This is a genomic window from Streptomyces sp. NPDC012835 (assembly GCF_042900885.1).
Classification (GTDB): Bacteria; Actinomycetota; Actinomycetes; order Streptomycetales; family Streptomycetaceae; genus Streptomyces.
Window position 1 is genome coordinate 68,871 of the sequence record NZ_JBIBBW010000005.1, and the last position, 17,436, is coordinate 86,306.

At 73.2% G+C, this 17,436-nt stretch carries 14 protein-coding genes; 7 read left to right on the forward strand and 7 right to left on the reverse strand.

The window, feature by feature from the left end:
• Positions 1-255: 255 nt before the first annotated feature.
• Positions 256-843, reverse strand: a complete 588-nt coding sequence (locus ACFY6S_RS21725; protein ID WP_388824006.1) for a helix-turn-helix domain-containing protein — start codon at positions 841-843, stop codon at positions 256-258.
• A gap of 46 nt (positions 844-889) precedes the next feature.
• Here ACFY6S_RS21725 and ACFY6S_RS21730 point away from each other — a divergent pair, with 46 nt between their 5' ends.
• On the forward strand, positions 890-1,882 hold the full coding sequence (locus ACFY6S_RS21730; protein ID WP_388824008.1) for an alpha/beta hydrolase: 993 nt from the start codon (positions 890-892) through the stop codon (positions 1,880-1,882).
• 51 nt (positions 1,883-1,933) lie between these two features.
• Here the strand turns inward: ACFY6S_RS21730 and ACFY6S_RS21735 are convergent, their stop codons facing one another.
• The 4 genes from ACFY6S_RS21735 to ACFY6S_RS21750 form a co-directional block, all read right to left on the reverse strand.
• Entirely contained in the window at positions 1,934-3,283 is a 1,350-nt protein-coding gene (locus tag ACFY6S_RS21735; protein ID WP_388824010.1) for a lysine N(6)-hydroxylase/L-ornithine N(5)-oxygenase family protein, read from the reverse strand.
• A gap of 205 nt (positions 3,284-3,488) precedes the next feature.
• A complete protein-coding gene (locus ACFY6S_RS21740) occupies positions 3,489-5,276 on the reverse strand; it encodes a pyridoxal phosphate-dependent decarboxylase family protein (protein ID WP_388824012.1) in 1,788 nt (595 codons plus the stop codon).
• Entirely contained in the window at positions 5,273-6,775 is a 1,503-nt protein-coding gene (locus tag ACFY6S_RS21745; RefSeq protein ID WP_388824014.1) for a diaminobutyrate--2-oxoglutarate transaminase, read from the reverse strand. Before ACFY6S_RS21745 ends, ACFY6S_RS21740 begins: the two co-directional genes overlap by 4 nt.
• 546 nt (positions 6,776-7,321) lie before the next feature.
• Positions 7,322-8,335 carry a hypothetical protein gene (locus ACFY6S_RS21750; RefSeq protein ID WP_388824016.1) on the reverse strand — a complete coding sequence of 338 codons (1,014 nt, stop codon included), beginning with the start codon at positions 8,333-8,335 and terminating at the stop codon, positions 7,322-7,324.
• A 378-nt stretch (positions 8,336-8,713) separates the two neighbouring features.
• Here ACFY6S_RS21750 and ACFY6S_RS21755 point away from each other — a divergent pair, with 378 nt between their 5' ends.
• The 5 genes from ACFY6S_RS21755 to ACFY6S_RS21775 all read left to right on the forward strand — a co-directional run bounded on the left by ACFY6S_RS21755 (position 8,714) and on the right by ACFY6S_RS21775 (position 13,764).
• Positions 8,714-8,941 carry a hypothetical protein gene (locus ACFY6S_RS21755; RefSeq protein ID WP_388824018.1) on the forward strand — a complete coding sequence of 76 codons (228 nt, stop codon included), beginning with the start codon at positions 8,714-8,716 and terminating at the stop codon, positions 8,939-8,941.
• Between the two features lie 220 nt (positions 8,942-9,161).
• Complete coding sequence (locus ACFY6S_RS21760) at positions 9,162-11,129, forward strand: Ig-like domain repeat protein (RefSeq protein ID WP_388824020.1); 1,968 nt, start codon at positions 9,162-9,164, stop codon at positions 11,127-11,129.
• A 329-nt stretch (positions 11,130-11,458) separates the two neighbouring features.
• Positions 11,459-12,547 carry an LLM class flavin-dependent oxidoreductase gene (locus ACFY6S_RS21765; RefSeq protein WP_388824832.1) on the forward strand — a complete coding sequence of 363 codons (1,089 nt, stop codon included), beginning with the start codon at positions 11,459-11,461 and terminating at the stop codon, positions 12,545-12,547.
• Positions 12,544-13,269, forward strand: a complete 726-nt coding sequence (locus tag ACFY6S_RS21770; protein WP_388824835.1) for an FMN reductase — start codon at positions 12,544-12,546, stop codon at positions 13,267-13,269. The genes ACFY6S_RS21765 and ACFY6S_RS21770 overlap by 4 nt, the downstream gene beginning before the upstream one ends.
• 45 nt (positions 13,270-13,314) lie before the next feature.
• The gene (locus tag ACFY6S_RS21775; protein WP_388824022.1) at positions 13,315-13,764 is read left to right on the forward strand and encodes a universal stress protein; all 450 of its coding nucleotides are present in this window, start codon (positions 13,315-13,317) and stop codon (positions 13,762-13,764) included.
• A 269-nt stretch (positions 13,765-14,033) separates the two neighbouring features.
• Here ACFY6S_RS21775 and ACFY6S_RS21780 read toward each other — a convergent pair whose 3' ends face one another.
• Positions 14,034-14,435, reverse strand: a complete 402-nt coding sequence (locus ACFY6S_RS21780) for an RNA-binding S4 domain-containing protein (protein WP_388824024.1) — start codon at positions 14,433-14,435, stop codon at positions 14,034-14,036.
• Between the two features lie 201 nt (positions 14,436-14,636).
• Between ACFY6S_RS21780 and ACFY6S_RS21785 the strand changes: the two genes are divergently transcribed.
• Complete coding sequence (locus ACFY6S_RS21785; protein ID WP_388824026.1) at positions 14,637-16,103, forward strand: VWA domain-containing protein; 1,467 nt, start codon at positions 14,637-14,639, stop codon at positions 16,101-16,103.
• A gap of 104 nt (positions 16,104-16,207) precedes the next feature.
• On the opposite strand, the gene ACFY6S_RS21790 is transcribed toward ACFY6S_RS21785, so the two are convergent.
• Positions 16,208-17,413 carry a sensor histidine kinase gene (locus ACFY6S_RS21790; RefSeq protein WP_388824838.1) on the reverse strand — a complete coding sequence of 402 codons (1,206 nt, stop codon included), beginning with the start codon at positions 17,411-17,413 and terminating at the stop codon, positions 16,208-16,210.
• Positions 17,414-17,436 lie beyond the last annotated feature (23 nt).

The following is a 17,436-nucleotide window of genomic DNA, read 5'->3' on the forward strand; positions in this document are numbered from 1 at the left end:
TGCCCCTTACATATAACGTTACGAGAGGCCCGGTTGGTTGCCTCGGACCTCGAAAAATGGGCGCTTCTGGATCTTTTCTCCAGGGGACCGCGCGGCCACCGAGGTAGCTGACGGAGCGTCGGACGCCGTGGGCAGGGGCCGGTGCGGGTCCCGCCGTGCCGCCGTACCCGCCGCTCCCCCTCGCCGGGCCTCGGCCCGGCCCACCCGTTCCCGCCGCGCCCCCGCGCCCGTTGGGCGTCCTCGCCGGGGCCGAGGTCAGCTCCCCCCGGCCCCGGCCCCGGCCCCGGCCTCGCCACCTTCCCCGCGCTCCCCGTCCACGGGCTTGTCCGGCATGGTGACGAAGCTGACGATGTGGCGGGTGCGGCCGTCGTCCGGGGTGTGGCGGGTGCGGCGGGTGATGGCGGTTTCGATCTCGTCCGCCAGCTCCCGGAACTCGTCGTCCGTGAGCCAGACCGCCCCCTGCCGGTAGAGGACGCCTTCCTGGGCGGGCTCGGCGTCGGCGCGGGAGACATAGCGGTCGAAGTCGGCCATCAGGCCGCCGGTGAAGACGGTGAAGGCCCGCAGGTGATCGTCCTTGGTCATCGCCGCGCGGGCGTCGGCGTCGACCAGGGCCCTGTCCTGGCGTACCCGGTAGCCGCGTTCGACCGTGCCGCGCACGGGCCTTTCGCTCACCACTTCCAGGACGCCGGCCCGGGTGAGCGCGGCGATGTGCCGGTACACCGTGGCCGGGGACACATCGGGCAGCCGGTCGCGGAGCTGGGCCGTGGTCATCTCGTCCGCGCCGAAAATGATTTGCACAATGCGCAGCCTGACGGGGTGCAGGAGGAGCTTCGAAGTCGACACGCCCCCTATGTTCTCACACCTGATAACGTTCTCGAAGTTGAGATCAATGAGAGCGAAAGGCAGCACCTTGCCCGACACCGGCACCGAACCCGGCACCGACCTGACGGTCACCACGGACGACGGAACCCCCCTGGCCGGTACGTTGACCCTGCCCGCCACTCCGGGCCCGCACCCCGCCGTCCTGCTCCTGCACGGCTCGGGCCCCCTGGACCGCGACGGCAACACCCCCAAGCTCCCCGTCGAGCTGGGCGGCCCGCTCGCCGCCCTCCTCGCGGCCGAGGGGATCGCCACCCTGCGCTACGACCGGCGCGGCACGGGAGCGAACCCGGGGAACTGGCGGACCGCCGGCTTCACCACCAACCGCGAGGACGCCTCCGCCGCCCTGCGCGCCCTGGCCGCCCATCCCGCCGTACGCCCCGACTCGCTCGGCGTCGTCGGCCACAGCGAGGGCGCCGTGCACGCCATGGCCCTCGCCGCACGCCACCCGGAGGTGCGGGCGGTGGTCCTGCTGGCCGGTTACGCCCGCCTCGGCGAGGACGCCCTGCGCTGGCAGGCCCGCTCGGTCGCCCAGGGGCTGCCCGCGCCCGTACGTCTGCTGCGGCGCCCGCTGGGCGCCCTGGGCAACCTGGCACTCGCCCGGATCAAGAAGACCCGCACGGATGTGGCGCGCATCGCCGGAGCCCCGATGAACGCCCGCTGGACGCGTGAGATGCTCGCCCACGACAGCCGTGACGACCTCGCGGGCATCCACGCGCCGGTGCTGGCCGTCACCGGCGACAAGGACATCCAGGTCGATCCCGCCGACCTGGACGAGATCCGCCGGCTGGTGCCGGGCAGCGCCGAGATCCACCGCGTCCCGGACCTCAACCACCTGCTGCGCCGCGACCCCGGGCGCCCCACCATGAGCTCGTACCGCCGTCTGCTGCGCGAACCGGTCGACGCGGACGTGCTCTCCCTCGTCACCACCTGGCTCAACCACCAACTGGTCCCGGCCGCGGGGGAGACGTCCGGCCGCGGGAGCACCGCCCTCCCGTCCTGACCTGCCGGGGGCCCGCGGCCTCCGGCCCTGCCGCCGCGTACGGCCCGCCCGTCAGACCCCCGGCGCTCCGAACGTCGTCCACGCCGCGCGCGCCGGCAGCCGCAGTACGGGGCGGCCGGCGAGCGCGTTCAGGATGGTCGCAGCGCGCCAGGCGCTCAGGGTCAGGTCGGGGGTGCCCACGCCGTGGGTGTGGAGTTCCGCGTTCTGTACGTAAAGGGCTCCGGTCACACGGGGGTTGAGGGAGACGCGGTAGTCGCCGTCGACCCGGTAGCGGCCCTGGTCGTCCCAGTCCACCAGCCCGGTGAGGGGTTCGAGGAAGGCGGGGCGGGTGGCCGCGTAGCCCGTGGCCGAGACGATGGCGGCGGTGCGGATCTCGAAGACCTTGTCCTGCTGGACGTGGCGGCAGGTCAGGACGTAGTCGTCGCCGGCGCCGTCGTGGCGGGCGCCCTCGATGGTGACGCCCGGGTGCAGGGCGGCGCGTGGTTCCGTACCGCCGACGGTCCGTTCGTACAGCTCGTCGTGGATGTCGGCGAGGGTCTCCTCGCTGACGCCCTTGTAGAGCTGCCACTGCTCGCGCACGAGGTGCTCGCGCCGTTCCTCGGGGAGGGCGCGGAAGTAGCGGATGTAGTCGGGGGTGAAGTGCTCCAGGCCGATCTTGGAGTACTCCATCGGCGCGAAGGCGGGGGTACGGGCCAGCCAGCGGACGTACGGGCCGCCCGCGCCGTCGCCGTCCTGGTGGCGGAGCAGGTCGAGGGCGACCTCGGCGCCGGACTGGCCGGCTCCGACGACCGTGACATCGGGGAGCGCGGCGAGCGCCGTGCGGTGGGCGCGGTAGTCGGCGCTGTGCAGGACCCGGCCCCGGTGGTCACCGGTCAGCAGGGGGCGCAGCGGTTTCGGTACGACCGGGTCCGTACCGACGCCCAGCACGACCTGCCGCGTCCATACGCGCGACACCGCGCCGTCCGCCGCCGACCGGTAGGTGACGGCGAACGCGTCGGACGTGTCGTCCCACGCCAGCTCCGTGACGCACGCGTCGAAGCGGCAGGACGGGAGGTGTTCGGCGACCCAGCGGCAGTAGTGGTCGTACTCGCGGCGCGGTATGTGGAAGCGCTCGGAGAAGAAGAAGGGGAACATCCGGTCGTGCTCGCGCAGGTAGTTCAGGTACGACCACGGGCTGGTCGGGTCGGCCATCGTCACCAGGTCGGCGAGGAAGGGGACTTGGAGAGTCGTTCCTTCCATGAGCAGTCCCGGATGCCAGGAGAAGGCGGGCTTCGCGTCGAGGAAGAGGGTACGGAGATCGGGAACGCCGTCGGAGAGCGCTGCCAGGGAGAGGTTGAAGGGACCGATCCCTATGCCGACCACGTCGTAGATCTGATGTCCGTCTTGGTGCTCGGTCGTCACCGGGAAGCCTCCGCCGGGGGTTGGGTGGGTCGTGTTCTGGGTGGGGGGATGCGTGTGTACGTGTACGGGGTGTGTGCCTGTACGGGGGGTGTGCCTGTACGGGGGCGCGGGGCGGGGCGTACGTCCAAGGGGACTGCCGGGGGCCGGGGGCCTGGGGCCGGGGGCGCGGCCCGTGTCCGCCCGTCCCCGGCCCCCGGCGGCACCGTCACCGCGCTGCCGCCGCCTCCTCCTCGGCCCGTCCCGCCGCCACCACCTCGAAGAGCAGCCGCTCCACCTCGTCGACGGTGGTGTGCGGGTTGAGCAGGGTGAGCTTGAGCCGTACGCGGCCGGGCCCTTCGCCCGGCAGCTCGGTGCGGCCGACCACGGCGCGGCCCTCGCGCAGCAGCCGTCGGCGGAGCCCGGCGTTGATGTCGTCGCTGCGCTGTTCGTCGTCGCCGTGTTTCTCGTCGGCGTCCGTCGGCCGGTAGCGGAAGACGAAGGCCGTCAGCACCGGGTCGGCGTGCAGCTCCAGGCAGGGGTGGCTCCGTACGGTACGGGCCCCGGCCAGGGCCAGTTCGTGGCAGGCGTCCACCAGCCGCCCGAGCCCCTCCCGGCCCAGGGTGCGCAGGGTCACCGCGATCTTGAAGGCGTCGGCGCGGCGGGTGGTGCGCAGCGAGAGGCCGAGCAGGCTCGGGTAGCCGGCCTCCTCGTCGTCGGCGGGGTTGAGGTAGACGGCCCGGCGGGCGAGCGAGGCGTACGTCTCGGACTCGGCCACCAGGAAGATCCCGGCGGCGGCGGGCTGCCAGCCGAGTTTGTGCCAGTCGAGGGAGACGGAGTCGGCGAGTTCGAGCCCGTCCAGGAGCGGCGCGAGCCGGTCGGAGAGCAGCGCGCCGCCGCCGTACGCCGCGTCCACGTGCAGCCAGGCGCCGTGCTCGGCGGCCAGGGCCGCGCAGGCGCGCAGCGGGTCGATCGAGCCGGTGTCGGTGGTGCCCGCCGTGGCCACGACGGCGATCGGCAGCTCGCCGCGTTCCGCGCAGCCGTCCAGCATCGCCGCCAACGCATTGGTGTCCATACGGAGTTGATGGTCGACCGGGACCGGCAGGACCGCGTTCTCACCGAGCCCGAGGAGCGCGGCGGCGCGCTGTACGGAGAAGTGCGCGACGGCGGAGGCGAGGATGCGGGGGCGGGGCTCGGGCCCCGGCCGGGCGCCCCTGGCCGGGTGCTCACCGGCGGCCGGGGGCTCAACGGCGGCCGGGTACTCGCCCACGGCCGGGTACTCGCCCACGACCTGGTACTCGCCCACGGCCGGGCCCCGGAGGCCGGTGAGTTCGATCTGCCGGCCGGACGCCGCGCCCAGGACGCGGTCCCTGGCCAGCATCAGCCCCATGAGGTTCGACTCCGTACCGCCGGAGGTGAGGACCCCGGCGGCCCGGTCGCGGTCGTAGCCGACCAGCCCCGCCAGCTCCTGGAGCAGCAGGGTCTCCAGGACGGTGGCGGCGGGTGCCTGGTCCCACGAGTCCTGGGAGGGGTTGAGCGCGCTGACGGCGAGGTCGGCGGCGACGGCGACGGCCAGCGGGGGGCAGTGCAGATGGGCGGCGCAGGAGGCGTCGGCGGGGTCGGCGCTGCCGTGGGCGAGGAGTTCGGTGAGCCGGTCCAGGGCGGCCGGGCCGGTGATGCCCCGGCCGGTCGCCCCGGAGCCGTGGAACGCCTCGGCCACGGCCGCCGCCGCTTCCTCCGGGCTGCCGGGGGCCACGGGGCCGCCCCGGGTCTTGGCGCCTTTGACGAGGGCGTCGAGCACGGTGGAGACCAGCGGGGCGAGCGCGTCGGGGCCCGCGACGCCGCCGGACAGCGCGGCGGCGGGATCGTGTGCGTCGCGCTGCGCGGGAAGGACGTGCTGCGCGGGCGCCTGCCGCGAAGAGGCGTGGCCCGGCGGGTGCCCGGCGGCCCACTCCCCTTCCTGCCCCGACGCCTGCGCGGGGACTCGTGGCTGCGTCTGCCTGGATTCCGTGGTCATGCCTGCCGTCCCTGCTTGTCCTGGCGACCGCCCGCCGAAGCGTGCGCGATGGCGTCCGTGAGCCGGTCGAGGACCGCCTCCGCCTGCTCGTCCGTGATGGTCAGCGGCGGGAGGAGACGGAGGGTCGCGTCGAAGCGTCCGCCCAACTCGATGATCAGGCCACGCTCCAGACAGGCCGCGCGGACCCGTACCGCCAGTTCGGGGGCGGCCGGGCGGGCGCCGCACGAGTCCACCGGGCCTTCGGGGTCGACCAGTTCGACACCGATCATCAGACCACGCCCCCGGACATCGCCGATCACGGGCAGTTCGTGGCGCAGCCCGTCCAGCCGCGCGGTCATCCGCGCGCCCACCGTCGCGGCGCGGTCGGCCAGGCCCTCCTCGGCCACGTACCGCAGCGTCGCCGCGCCCGTCGCCATGGCCAGCGTGTTCCCCCGGAACGTGCCGGTGTGGGCGCCGGGGAGCCACGCGTCGTAATCCTGGTCGTAGACGATCACGGCGAGCGGCAGACTGCCGCCGATCGCCTTCGACATCACCATCACGTCCGGGGTGACGCCGCTGTGCTCGACGGCCCAGAAGGCGCCCGTGCGCCCGACGCCCGTCTGCACCTCGTCCACGATCAGCGGGATTCCGCGCTCCGCCGTGATCCGCCGCATCTCGCGCAGCCAGGAGTCGGGCGCCGGCACCGCGCCGCCCTCGCCCTGCACCGCTTCGAGGATCATGGCCGCCGGGGGCGCGACACCGCCCACCGGGTCGTCGAGCAGCCGTCGCGCGTAGGTCGCGGCCAGCTCGGCGCCGCGCTCGCCGCCGACACCGAACGGGCAGCGGTACGGGTACGGATACGGCAGCCGGGTCACCTCGGCCACCCCCTCCGCCACCCGCTCCCTGGCCGAGACGCGGCCGGTCACCGCGAGTGCGCCCGCCGTCATGCCGTGGTACGCCCCGGTGAACGCGAGCACCCCGCGCCGCCCGGTCGCCGTCCGCGTCAGCTTCAGTGCCGCCTCGACCGCGTCCGTACCGGCGGGCCCGCAGAAGTGAATCCGGGCGCGGTCGGCGAAGTTCCCGGGGAGGGTGGCGAAGAGGGCGTCGGTGAAGTCGTCCTTCTCCGGCGTCGCGAGATCGAGGACGTGCAGCGGCGCGCCGCTCTCCATCGTGCGCCGTACGGCCTCCAGCACGACGGGGTGGTTGTGGCCGAGGGCGAGCGTGCCGGCGCCGGAGAGGCAGTCGAGGTAGCGGCGGCCGTCCGTCCCCTCGATCGTCATGCCCTTGGCGCGGGCCGGGACGATCGGGAACGAGCGGGCGTAGGTGCGTGCCGAGGACTCACGGGTGCGCTGGCGGCGCAGGATGCCGGCGGCGCGGGCGCCCGCGCCGGGAGCGGCGGCGGGAGCACGGTGGATGCTCGGCGCGTCCTGCACACGCGGGGCACCCGGGCCGTCGGCCGCCTCCGGCGCGCCCTCGGGGGGCCGTTCAGTCACGGGCGGGGAGATGGGGGGCACGGTCATGACACGGCTCCGGAGGAAGAGGAGGAAGGCTCAGAGCGGCGGGCGCTCGGCGGGGGGACGGCCGAGGACGGGCGGTACGGCCGGCTCCCGGCCGGAGGAGGACCCGTACGGGGCCCGGTGGAAAGGCCCCCAGGGGAGAACGACCAACTCGCCGACGCGTATTCGTTCGACCGGCGCGTCCCACGGAAGTGTGTCCACGGACCGGGCGCCGGGCGCGCCGAGGCGGATCGAGCCACGGGAGGCGGGCGGTGCGGGGTGGACGGACACGGCTGGCGCTACCTCGGGGTGGGGCGATATGGATCGGGCACATGCCAAGTAGCTTTCACCGCTGGGCCTTTGGTACGCATCCGGACGGGCGCCGCAGCGGCGGCGGGCCCTCTCGGCACACCCCCTCGACGGACCGACTTAGGCAACCCTAACCTAACGCTTCGTCCAGAAGGGCGCCAAGGAGGCGGGTGGCGAAGTGGCCGGCTCCGGAAAGCCCTGCGGGAGTTGGCTCCGGAGCCGCCCGCTTCGCGGCGGCAGGGCGGGTGTCGGAACCGCCGCCTACGCCTCCCGCGACGCCGCGACCGCCGCCTTCGCCGCCGCTTCCACGAGGGCGATCCCGGACTCCATGCTCGCGTTCCCCTGGGAGAGCACGGCCAGCAGATAGCCGTGCCCGTCGATCTCCGTCCGGCCGATGCTGTTGATGTCCCACAGGCCCGTGGCGCTGCGGGACAGCCAGCCGTTCTTCAGCCCCGTCGCGGTGCCCGCCGCCGACACGCCCCAGTCCTGGCCGTCCGCTATCCCGCCCATCAGGCCGCGCGCATAGCTCCGCGAGGCCGCACTGAGCGGGGACACGCCCTCGGCACCGTCGGCGTCCTCGGCGTCCTCGGCGCCCTCGGCGTCCTCGGCACCCGAACCGTCTCCGAACACGGCGGCCAGCAGGGTCAGTTGGTCCGGCGCGGTCGTCTGCGTGAGCCCCCACAAAGCGCCGCTGCCCGCCGTCGTATCCGTCAGCCCGAGCCGCCGGTTCGCCGCGTCCAGCCCGGCCGTCCCGCCGATGGTGCTCCACAGGGCGTCCGCCGAGGCGTTGTCGCTCACCTGGATCATCGCGGTGGCGTGGGTGCGTTCCGCCGCCGTGAGCACGCGGTCCTCGTCCTGCGCCATGAGCAGCAGCGCGGCCAGGATGTCGACCTTCACGATGCTGGCCGTGTCGTACGTCTCCCGCTCCCCCGCGCTGTAGCGCGCGGGAGCGCCCGCCTCCGCGAGGTCGAGTACGGCGACCTGGAGCGAGGCCGCCGGGTCCGCCGAGGACTTCATGACGGACGCGAGCCGCCCGGCCAGCACCTGATCGGCCTCTGTGGCGGTGGAGGTCGCGGACGGGGACGGGGACGGAGACACGGACGCCGGCACCGAGGGGGACGCGGAGGGTTCGGGTGAGGCCAGAGCCGCCCGCGAGGTCCGGGCCACGGTGTTCGCTCCCGACCCGGCGCCCTGCCCCGACCCCGCCCGCGTCACGGCCCACGCGGACAGCGCGAGCACCAGAAGCAGGGCGAGGCCCGTGAGAACGGGCGGCACGGCCCGGCGCCGGACGGCCCGGTGCGCGACAGAGCGGTCCGCGACGGACCGGTCCGCGACAGACCGGTGATGGACAGACCGATCCGCGACAGAGCGGTCCGCGACAGAGCCGTGCTGGACGGATCGGTGCGCGCGGGAGTCGAACCGGTGGCGTGGCATGGCGCGAGGCTAGGAACGGCGGCTGTGGCGGACCTGTGCGCCGGCTGGGCTCCGGCTGGGTCCCGGCGGAAAAGCAGCCGGGTCGCGGCACCCGGAGTACGCTGAGATCGCCGGGGACATTTCGGGCAGCCACTGCCACGCCCAGTGCCGTTCCCCGGCCGTCCCACGGCACCGGGTACGGGGTTCCGCCGGCGAACACGCCGAGGAGGCGGGTGCCGCATGAACAACTGGTGGGTCAGTGTGGTCGTGATCCTGGCTCTGATCGCGGTGGGCGCTCTGCTCATCCATCTGGTCAACGCGCACCACCGACAGGACATCGCCTCGTATCCGTACAGCCGGGGTCTGTGGGCTCCCGGCAGGAAGTCCCGGCGCGCGGACGCGCCACGAGCCGACGACGACAACCCCCACGGCACCCGTGGGGACGGGGAACGCCGCGACACCGACTGACACAGCGCGGCGGAGCGAAGAGGCGCGGAGAGGCGCGGCACGGAGAGGTGCGGAGAGGCGCGGCACAGAGAGGCGCGGAGAGGCGCCCGACCGCCCCGCCGCACGGTGGGTGCGCCGTCCCGCCCTGCCGATCGCCTTGTCGTAGGCATGACTTACTCTGCCCTCACCCTGACCGGTCTGACGGACAGGGGCTTTTCAGCGTGGGGGGTACAACTTCATCATGCGTACGCGCATACTTCCGGCCGCGACAGCTCTCGCGGTACTCGTCGGATCGGTGGTGCTCGCCTCGGGGACGGCGGCGGCCGACTCGGCGAAGATCCTGCCGGTGATGTCCACCGGGGACATCGTGGTGGACGGCGTCCACAAGAAGGTGTTCATCAGCGACCCGTCCCTGGGCAAGGTCGTCGCGACCAACTACGCCGGCACGGTGCTGGGCACTGTGACCGGTCTGCCCGGGGTGGACGGGCTCGCCCTGTCCGCCGACTCGGGGCAGCTGTACGCGGCGGTGCCCGGCGACGACTCCATCGTGTCCGTGGGGACGGACACGGTCACTCCGTCCGGCCGGTACCCGACCGGCGAGGGCACCGACCCGGAGCACCTGGCCGTCGCGGGCGGCAAGGTCTGGTTCGGCTACGGCACCGCGGGCGGCAACATCGGCTCGCTGGACCTGTCGGGCGACGAGCCCGTGGTGGCCCTCGGGCAGGACGACGAGACCGGCTGGCCGACCGCGCCCAGGCTCGCCGCCGCACCGGGCGCGCCGGACCTGCTGGCGGCCGGGGCCCCGACGTCCTCGACCATGGTCGGCGTGTACGACGTCGCCACCGGTGAGGCGACCCGTACCGCGCTGGCCGACAGCGGTCTCAGCAAGGACCTGGCGCTCACCCCGGACGGCGGGCTGCTGATCACGGCGGGCCGCGGCGACCACCACACCATCCTGCGCACCACGGACCTCGCCCGGGTGGGGACCTATCCCACCGCGTCCTACGCGAACGCCGTCGCCGTCCGGGCCGACGGGACGGTCGCCGCGGGGTCCGAATCCTGGTACGACAACGACGTCCACGTCTTCCTGCCCGGCTCCTCGAAGCCGGTCCGGCAGTACGACTTCCCCAACACCGGCACGCACAGCGGCAGCGACACCCTGGCCGCCGCCGGGCTGGCCTGGGAGCCGGGCGGCAGCCGGCTGTTCGCGGTCTCCAGCAACAGCCAGAACGCCTTCTCACTGCGCGTCCTCACCGAGCCCACCCGGTCGGTCACCACCCTGACGGCCACCGCGCCCGCCTCAGCGACCCGCGCCAAGGCGCTCACCGTCAAGGGCAAGCTCACCGCCTCCGTGGCGCTCCCCGCCGGGACGCCGCTGACCGTCACCCGGACCGACCTGGAGTCCCCGAAGGGCAAGTCGCTCGGGACGAAGAAGACCACCGACGCGAAGGGCACGTACTCCTTCTCCGACACACCGCCCGCCGGCGGCAAGGTCACCTACAAGGTCACGTACGCGGGCAGCGCCACGCACACCGCCGCCTCCGCGTCGGCCAAGGTCAACGTCTCGCGGGCCACGCCCAGCCTGAAGCTGGACCGCAACGGCAAGGTGTACGGATACGGCACCAAGGTCTCCTTCACCGCGCACCTCGGCACCACGTACAAGAACCGCACGGTCGCGATCTACGCCGACCCGTACGGCGCCGACAAGCCGAAGAAGCTGGTCAAGAGCGGCAAGGTCAACTCCAAGGGCAACTTCTCGGCGACGGTGAAGATGACCCGCAACACCACGGTCACCGCCACCTTCACCGGTGACGCGCGCTACGCCGCGAAGTCGGTGAAGTCCACGGCCCAGGCGAGGGCCAAGGTCTCCACCTCGGTCTCCCGTCACTACAAGACGGCCAAGATCGGCTCCACGAAGTACGCGTACTTCCACAAGAAGACCGACCCGCTGTTCACCACGACCATGACGTACCACAAGGGACGCTCGCAGCGGTTCACCATGGAGGTGTACTACGACGGCAGGTGGTACAGCCTCGGCGACGACTACTTCCCGCTGTCCGCCAACGGGAAGTCCGCCGTCCGGCTGACCGGCGGGCGGGACACCGGGCTGCGTGTCCGGATGCGCTCGTCGTACATCAAGGGCTCGTCGGGGGACAACGTGAACTACACGACGCACGGTGCGTGGAAGTACTTCATCTTCACGAAGTAGCGCGAGCAGCAGGTAACAGCACTGAGCAGCACAGGGCCGGCCGGGGCAGCAGCCCCGGCCGGCCTCGTGCTGTCCGGGACCCCCTGCCCGCGACCCCTGCCCGGGCCCGCTGCCCGGGACCCCTGCCCCGGGCCCGCTGCCCGGGACCCCTGCCCTGGGCCCGCCGCCCGGACGCGGCCTCGCGTTCCTCCCTCCGTCCGGGCGGGGCGGAATAGCGGGCGGGGGTCCACCGTTGTACAGTTCAGTTGAAGCTTCAACTAATACGGCCGAGAGCCGGCCGGGCCGGGCGGGAGCCCTACGGCCCAAGAGCGAGAGAAGTGGTGAGCGCGATGCAGTTCGGGATCTTCACCGTCGGCGATGTCACGACCGACCCGACCACCGGACGTACGCCGACCGAGCACGAGCGGATCAAGGCGATGGTGGCCATCGCCCGGAAGGCCGAGGAGGTCGGGCTCGACGTCTTCGCGACCGGTGAGCACCACAACCCGCCCTTCGTCCCGTCCTCCCCCACCACCATGCTCGGCCACATCGCGGCCACCACCGAGCGGCTGATCCTCTCCACCTCCACGACCCTGATCACCACCAACGACCCGGTGAAGATCGCCGAGGACTTCGCGATGCTCCAGCACCTGGCCGACGGGCGCGTCGACCTGATGATGGGGCGCGGGAACACCGGCCCGGTCTATCCGTGGTTCGGCGAGGACATCCGCAAGGGCATCCCGCTCGCCATCGAGAAGTACGCGCTGCTGCACAAGCTGTGGCGCGAGGACGTCGTGGACTGGGAGGGGCAGTTCCGTACGCCGCTCCAGGGCTTCACCGCGACACCGCGCCCGCTGGACGGCACCCCGCCGTTCGTCTGGCACGGCTCGATCCGCTCGCCCGAGATCGCCGAGCAGGCCGCCTACTACGGGGACGGCTTCTTCGCCAACAACATCTTCTGGCCGAAGGAGCACTTCCAGCAGCTGATCCGCCTCTACCGCAAGCGGTACGCGCACTACGGGCACGGCACCCCGGAACAGGCGATCGTCGGGCTGGGCGGCCAGGCGTTCATGCGGAAGAACTCGCAGGACGCGGTACGGGAGTTCCGGCCGTACTTCGACAACGCGCCGGTGTACGGGCACGGGCCCTCGCTGGAGGACTTCACCGAGCAGACCCCGCTGACCGTGGGCAGCCCGCAGGAGGTCATCGAGAAGACGCTGTCGTTCCGCGACTCCTTCGGCGACTACCAGCGCCAGCTGTTCCTGATGGACCACGCGGGGCTGCCGCTGAAGACGGTGCTGGAGCAGCTCGACCTGCTGGGCGAGGAGGTCGTCCCCGTCCTGCGCAAGGAGTTCGCCGCGCTGCGGCCGGCCGGAGTGCCGGACGGACCGGTGCACCCGGCGGCGGCCGCCGCTGCGGCGGCACGGAAGGAGGTCTGACCATGACCGGTCGGCTGAGGATCGTCACGGTCTCCGCGGGTCTGAGCAAGCCGTCATCGACCAGGCTGCTGGCCGACCGGCTGACGGAGGCGGCCGGCCGCGGGCTGGCCGCCGGGGACCGCAAGGCGGACATCACCGTCGTGGAGCTGCGCGACCTCGCGGTCGACATCGCGAACCACCTGGTCACCGGCTTCCCGGCGCCCGCGCTGCGGGACGCGCTCGCGGCGGTCGGCGGGGCGGACGGGCTGATCGTGGTGACGCCGGTCTTCGCGGCGTCCTACAGCGGCCTCTTCAAGTCCTTCTTCGACCTGGTCGAGCCGGACGCGCTGAGCGGTAAACCCGTCCTGCTCGCCGCGACCGGCGGTACCGCCCGCCACTCGCTCGTGGTGGAGCACGCGCTGCGCCCCCTCTTCTCGTACCTGCACGCGCTCACCCTCCCGACGGCCGTCTTCGCGGCCACCGACGACTGGGGCACCGGCGCGGACCGGCACGCGGGCGGGCTGCCGGCCCGGATCGAGCGGGCGGGCGGCGAGCTGGCGCGGCTGCTGAGCGGCGCGCCGGGGACGGGACACCCGTCCGGTGCCAGTACGCCTGAACCGGCGGTGGCGGGGCAGAAGGGGCGTGAGGGACGAGAGGCGGGAGAGCTGGACGACAGGGACGACACGGACGACGTCGTCCCGTTCGAACAGCTCCTCGCGAACGTCTCTGCGAACGGCCGGTAGCCCCGGCGACCAGCAAGGAAGTCGGAAGTCAGCGGGAGGAACGTCATGAGCAGCAGCACCATCGTGGTCGGCGTGGACGGCTCGGAGCCCTCGGTCGAGGCCCTGCACTGGGCCGTGGGGCAGGCGAAGCTGACCGGCGACCGGGTGGTGGCCGTGATCGGCTGGGAGTACCCGGCGACCGGCTGGGCGGGGATGATGCCGGGACAGGTGATCCCGGTCGACTTCGACGCCGAGAAGCTGGCCGGGCAGATCCTGGACGACACGCTCGCCAAGCACCTGGATCCCGAGACCGCCGCGTCGGTCGAGCGCCGCGTGGTGGACGGTCCCGCCGCCCAGGTGCTGATCGACAACGCCGAGGGCGCGTCCCTCCTGGTGGTCGGCGATCGAGGCCACAGCGGAGTCAAGGCGGTGCTGCTGGGCTCGGTCAGCGCCAACGTCACCCAGCACGCGACGTGCCCGGTGGTCGTGGTGCGCGGCGGGACCACCGCGGACTGACCGCGGGAACGGCCGGGGCCACGGGAACGGCCGGCCCGCTGTACGGCCGGGGCCACGGGAACGGCCGACCCGCTGTACGGCCGGGGCCACGGGAACGGCCGGCCCGCTGTACGGCCGGGGCCACGGGAACGGCCGACCCGCTGTACGGCCGGGGCCACGGGAACGACCGGCCCGCTGTACGGCCGGGGCCACGGGAACGGCCGGCCCGCTGTACGGCCGGGGCCGATCGGGCCGCCGGGACCGCCCGGCCCCCGACCGGGCCGCCGGGATCAGGAGCCCTGGAGCCGGTCCAGCTCCCTGCGGTCGCGCTTGGTGGGCCGGCCAGCGCCCCGGTCGCGGATCGCCACGGGCGCGGCGAGTTCGCGCGGCGGGGGCGGCGGGCTGTGGTCGGCGTAGCACTGCACCGCGACCGGCGGGCCCACCCGCTTGCGCACGGCGCGGGAGACCACCACCACCCTGTCCCGCCCGGCGTGGCGCAGCCGGACCTCGTCACCGGGCTTGACCGCGTACGCGGGCTTGACCCGGTCGCCGTTGACACGCACATGGCCCGCACGGCAGGCGGCGGCTGCCTGGGAGCGGGTCTTGGTGAGCCGTACGGACCAGATCCAGGTGTCGACCCGCGCGGACTCCGCGCCCGCGCCCGGGAACTCAGCAGCTGCCTCAGAAGCCATACGTCGAGGGTAAGCGCGGGCGGCCCGCCGTGGACATGGGCTGCGAGCGCGGCCACGACGCGGTACCGTCCACCGCACACGTGGGTCGCCCCTGCCGGAGTTCGCTCGTAGGGGCCGCTAACCTTACGTATCCGCCCTGGCCAGGAATGCGCGTTCCCCTGTGGCGGACACCGCACCCAACTCATCTGGAAGGGCTCGCCCATGGGCTTTCGGAGCTTGCTGCGCAAGGTGTTCGGACGCGACCGTGCGGAGGAGCGCAACGAGTCGGCGACAGCCTCCGTACCGGCGCAGACCGACCGTACGGATTCGGTGACGGATTCAGCGACGGATTCGGTGGAGGCGACGCCCGAGTCCGCTTCCACCCCCGCCACTTCCTCCTCTGCTTCCTCTACTTCCTCTTCCTCTTCCTCCTCGTCCTCTTCCTCCTCGTCCGCCACTGTCCCCGCGCCCGCGCGTGCGGAGAAGAAGGCGGAGCAGCCGGCGTCGGAGTCCTCCTCCTCGGCGCGTTCGAGTGTGAGCGTGCAGTCGCCGGCCGCGGCCGATCTGGTGGCGGAGGCGTTCGACCGGGCCCGTCCGTCCGAGTCGGAGCGCGGCGGGTCCTCGCAGGTGCCGAGGTCCCGCAACGGCGAGGAGCCGACCGCGCCCGCCTCCACGCCCTCGGTGCCCGCGCAGGCGAAGGCGGAGCCGAAGGCCGAGGCCGAGGTCAAGCCCGAAGCCGAGGTCAAGCCCGAAGCCGAGGCCGAGCCGGAGACCAAGCCCGTGGCCGAGGTAGCGGTCAAGGCCGAGCCCGAGCCCGAGCCGGCGGCCCAGGCGGACGTCGAGGCCGAAGCCAAGCCGGAGCCCGAGCCCGAGCCCGCGATCGAGCCGGCGGCCGAGCCCGAGCCCCGGCCCGCCGTGGCCGAAGCCACCCCCGAAGCCACCCCCGAAGCCACCCCCGCGCCCACGCCCGCCCCCATCCCGGAGACGGCTCCCGCGCCCAAGCCAGCCGCCGCCCGCCCCGCCTTCACCCTGGCCCGGGTCAAGTCCCGCGCCGCCGGGCTCGTGGAGCCCTACAAGGCCGCCGGGGCCGCCCTCAAGAAGGCCGGCCTCGCCGGGCAGCGGGCGACCGTCTACCTCGTCCTCGACCGGTCCCTGTCCATGCGGTCCTTCTACCAGGACGGCAGCGCCCAGCACCTCGGCGAGCGGGCTCTCGCGCTCGCCGCGCACCTGGACGGGAGCGGCACCGTCCCCGTCGTGTTCTTCTCGACCGACATCGACGGCGGCGGCGAACTCGCCCTCGACGCGTACGAGGGGAAGATCGGCGAACTGAACGGCGCCCTCGGCCGGATGGGCCGGACGAACTACCACCGCGCCGTCGAAGAGGTCGTGGAGCTGCACGAGAAGTCCGGCGCCACCGGTCCCGCGCTGGTGATCTTCCAGACGGACGGTGCGCCCAGCGCCGTACGCCTCGCCAAGCAGGCGTTCGCGGAGGCCGCGCGGCTGCCGCTGTTCTGGCAGTTCGTCGCCTTCGGCGAGCACGACGCCAAGGACTTCGACTTCGCCCGCAAGCTCGGCGCCGACGAGTCCGCAGCGAACGTCGGCTTCTGCCACGTGGGCCCGGCGCCGCGCGATGTGCCGGACGCCTCGTTCTACCGCGAGCTGCTCGCCACCTGGCAGCCCGCCCGCTGAAGCCGGCCCCGCCGCCCGCGCGGGACCACGTACCGGACAACCGCCGCCGCCGGCCCCCGTCGCCTCCCGACGCGGGCCGGCGGCGGTGTCATGTCACCCGTACGTCACTTCCCGCCCCGGGCCGGCGGCAGTGTCACGGTCACCGCGAGGCCGCCGCCGCCGTTCGGCGCCGCCGTGACCGTACCGCCGTGCGCCTCCGTGATCGAGCGGACGATGGAGAGACCGAGCCCGGCCCCCCGGCCCATCCGGTCGCGGCCCTCGCCCCGTCTGAACGGCTCGAACAGCACCGGGATGTCCGCCTCGGCCACCGCGGGCCCGGTGTTCCGCACCACGACAACGCATCCGTCGACCAGGACATGGACCGTCCCCGTACCGTCCGTCACGTTGTACCGCACCGCGTTGGCCAGCAGATTTCCCACCAACTGCCCGAGCAGCAGCCGGTTTCCCCGCACCACCCCGGCCTTCGTCACGGACAGGGACATCATCAGGGAGACGTCCCTGCGGCATCGCGCCGTCTCCTCCGACACCGCCTCGCCCAGATCGACCAGCTCCAGGTCCTCCACATCGCGCTCGCTGCGCGCCAGCACCAGCAGCCCTTCGATGAGCTGCTCGCTGCGCCGGTTGTTGTCGAGGAGGGTCTGTTTCGTCCGGGCCAGCTCCTCCGGCGAACCGAAGTCGTCCAACCCGACCTGGATCGCGGTGCGCTGGGTCGCCAGCGGGGTGCGCAGTTCGTGCGAGGCGTTGGCGATGAAGCGGCGCTGGCTGTCGAACGCCTTCTGGAGCCGCGCCAGCAGCGCGTCCAGAGTGTCGCCCAGCTCCTTCAACTCGTCGTCGGGGCCGGAAGCGCCGACCCGCTCGTGGAGATTGCGCTCGGAGAGCCGGCGCGCCTTCGCCGTCATCGCGTGCACGGGGCGCAGCACCCGCCCGGCCGTCCACCAGCCGACCCCGACCGCGCACGCCGTCATGGCCAGCAGCGCCACCAGGGACCAGAACAGCAGCTCGTTGGAGGCGACATCGGTGACGGTGTCGGTGAGCTGGTAGGCGGTGACCGGCGCGACCTGCTGTTCGGTGATCAGCCCGCTCACGGGGCCGGCGGGCAGCGTGGGCGCCACCTGGGCGGGCGTCACCCGGCCGGCGATCTGCTGGGCCTCGATCTGCGTACCGGCGCTGGAGAGCAGATTGACGATGGCCAGCAGCCCGCCGCCGAGGACGAGGAAGACGCCGCCGTAGATGAGGGCGATGCGGGTGCGGATGGTGGTGCCGCGCACCGGCAGGCCCCCCTCCGGCAGGCTCCGGCGCAGCACACCCAACGCCTGCGGCCCGCCGCGCTTCA

What these genes read in the sequence shown, in the direction of transcription:
- ACFY6S_RS21745 (WP_388824014.1), bottom strand. Translation starts at nt 6,775, where the DNA reads ATGACCGTGCCCCCCATCTCCCCGCCCGTGACTGAACGGCCCCCCGAG.
- ACFY6S_RS21765 (WP_388824832.1), top strand. Translation starts at nt 11,459, where the DNA reads ATGCAGTTCGGGATCTTCACCGTCGGCGATGTCACGACCGACCCGACC.
- ACFY6S_RS21785 (WP_388824026.1), top strand. Translation starts at nt 14,637, where the DNA reads ATGGGCTTTCGGAGCTTGCTGCGCAAGGTGTTCGGACGCGACCGTGCG.
- ACFY6S_RS21730 (WP_388824008.1), top strand. Translation starts at nt 890, where the DNA reads ATGAGAGCGAAAGGCAGCACCTTGCCCGACACCGGCACCGAACCCGGC.
- ACFY6S_RS21755 (WP_388824018.1), top strand. Translation starts at nt 8,714, where the DNA reads ATGAACAACTGGTGGGTCAGTGTGGTCGTGATCCTGGCTCTGATCGCG.
- ACFY6S_RS21740 (WP_388824012.1), bottom strand. Translation starts at nt 5,276, where the DNA reads ATGACCACGGAATCCAGGCAGACGCAGCCACGAGTCCCCGCGCAGGCG.
- ACFY6S_RS21760 (WP_388824020.1), top strand. Translation starts at nt 9,162, where the DNA reads ATGCGTACGCGCATACTTCCGGCCGCGACAGCTCTCGCGGTACTCGTC.
- ACFY6S_RS21780 (WP_388824024.1), bottom strand. Translation starts at nt 14,435, where the DNA reads ATGGCTTCTGAGGCAGCTGCTGAGTTCCCGGGCGCGGGCGCGGAGTCC.
- ACFY6S_RS21775 (WP_388824022.1), top strand. Translation starts at nt 13,315, where the DNA reads ATGAGCAGCAGCACCATCGTGGTCGGCGTGGACGGCTCGGAGCCCTCG.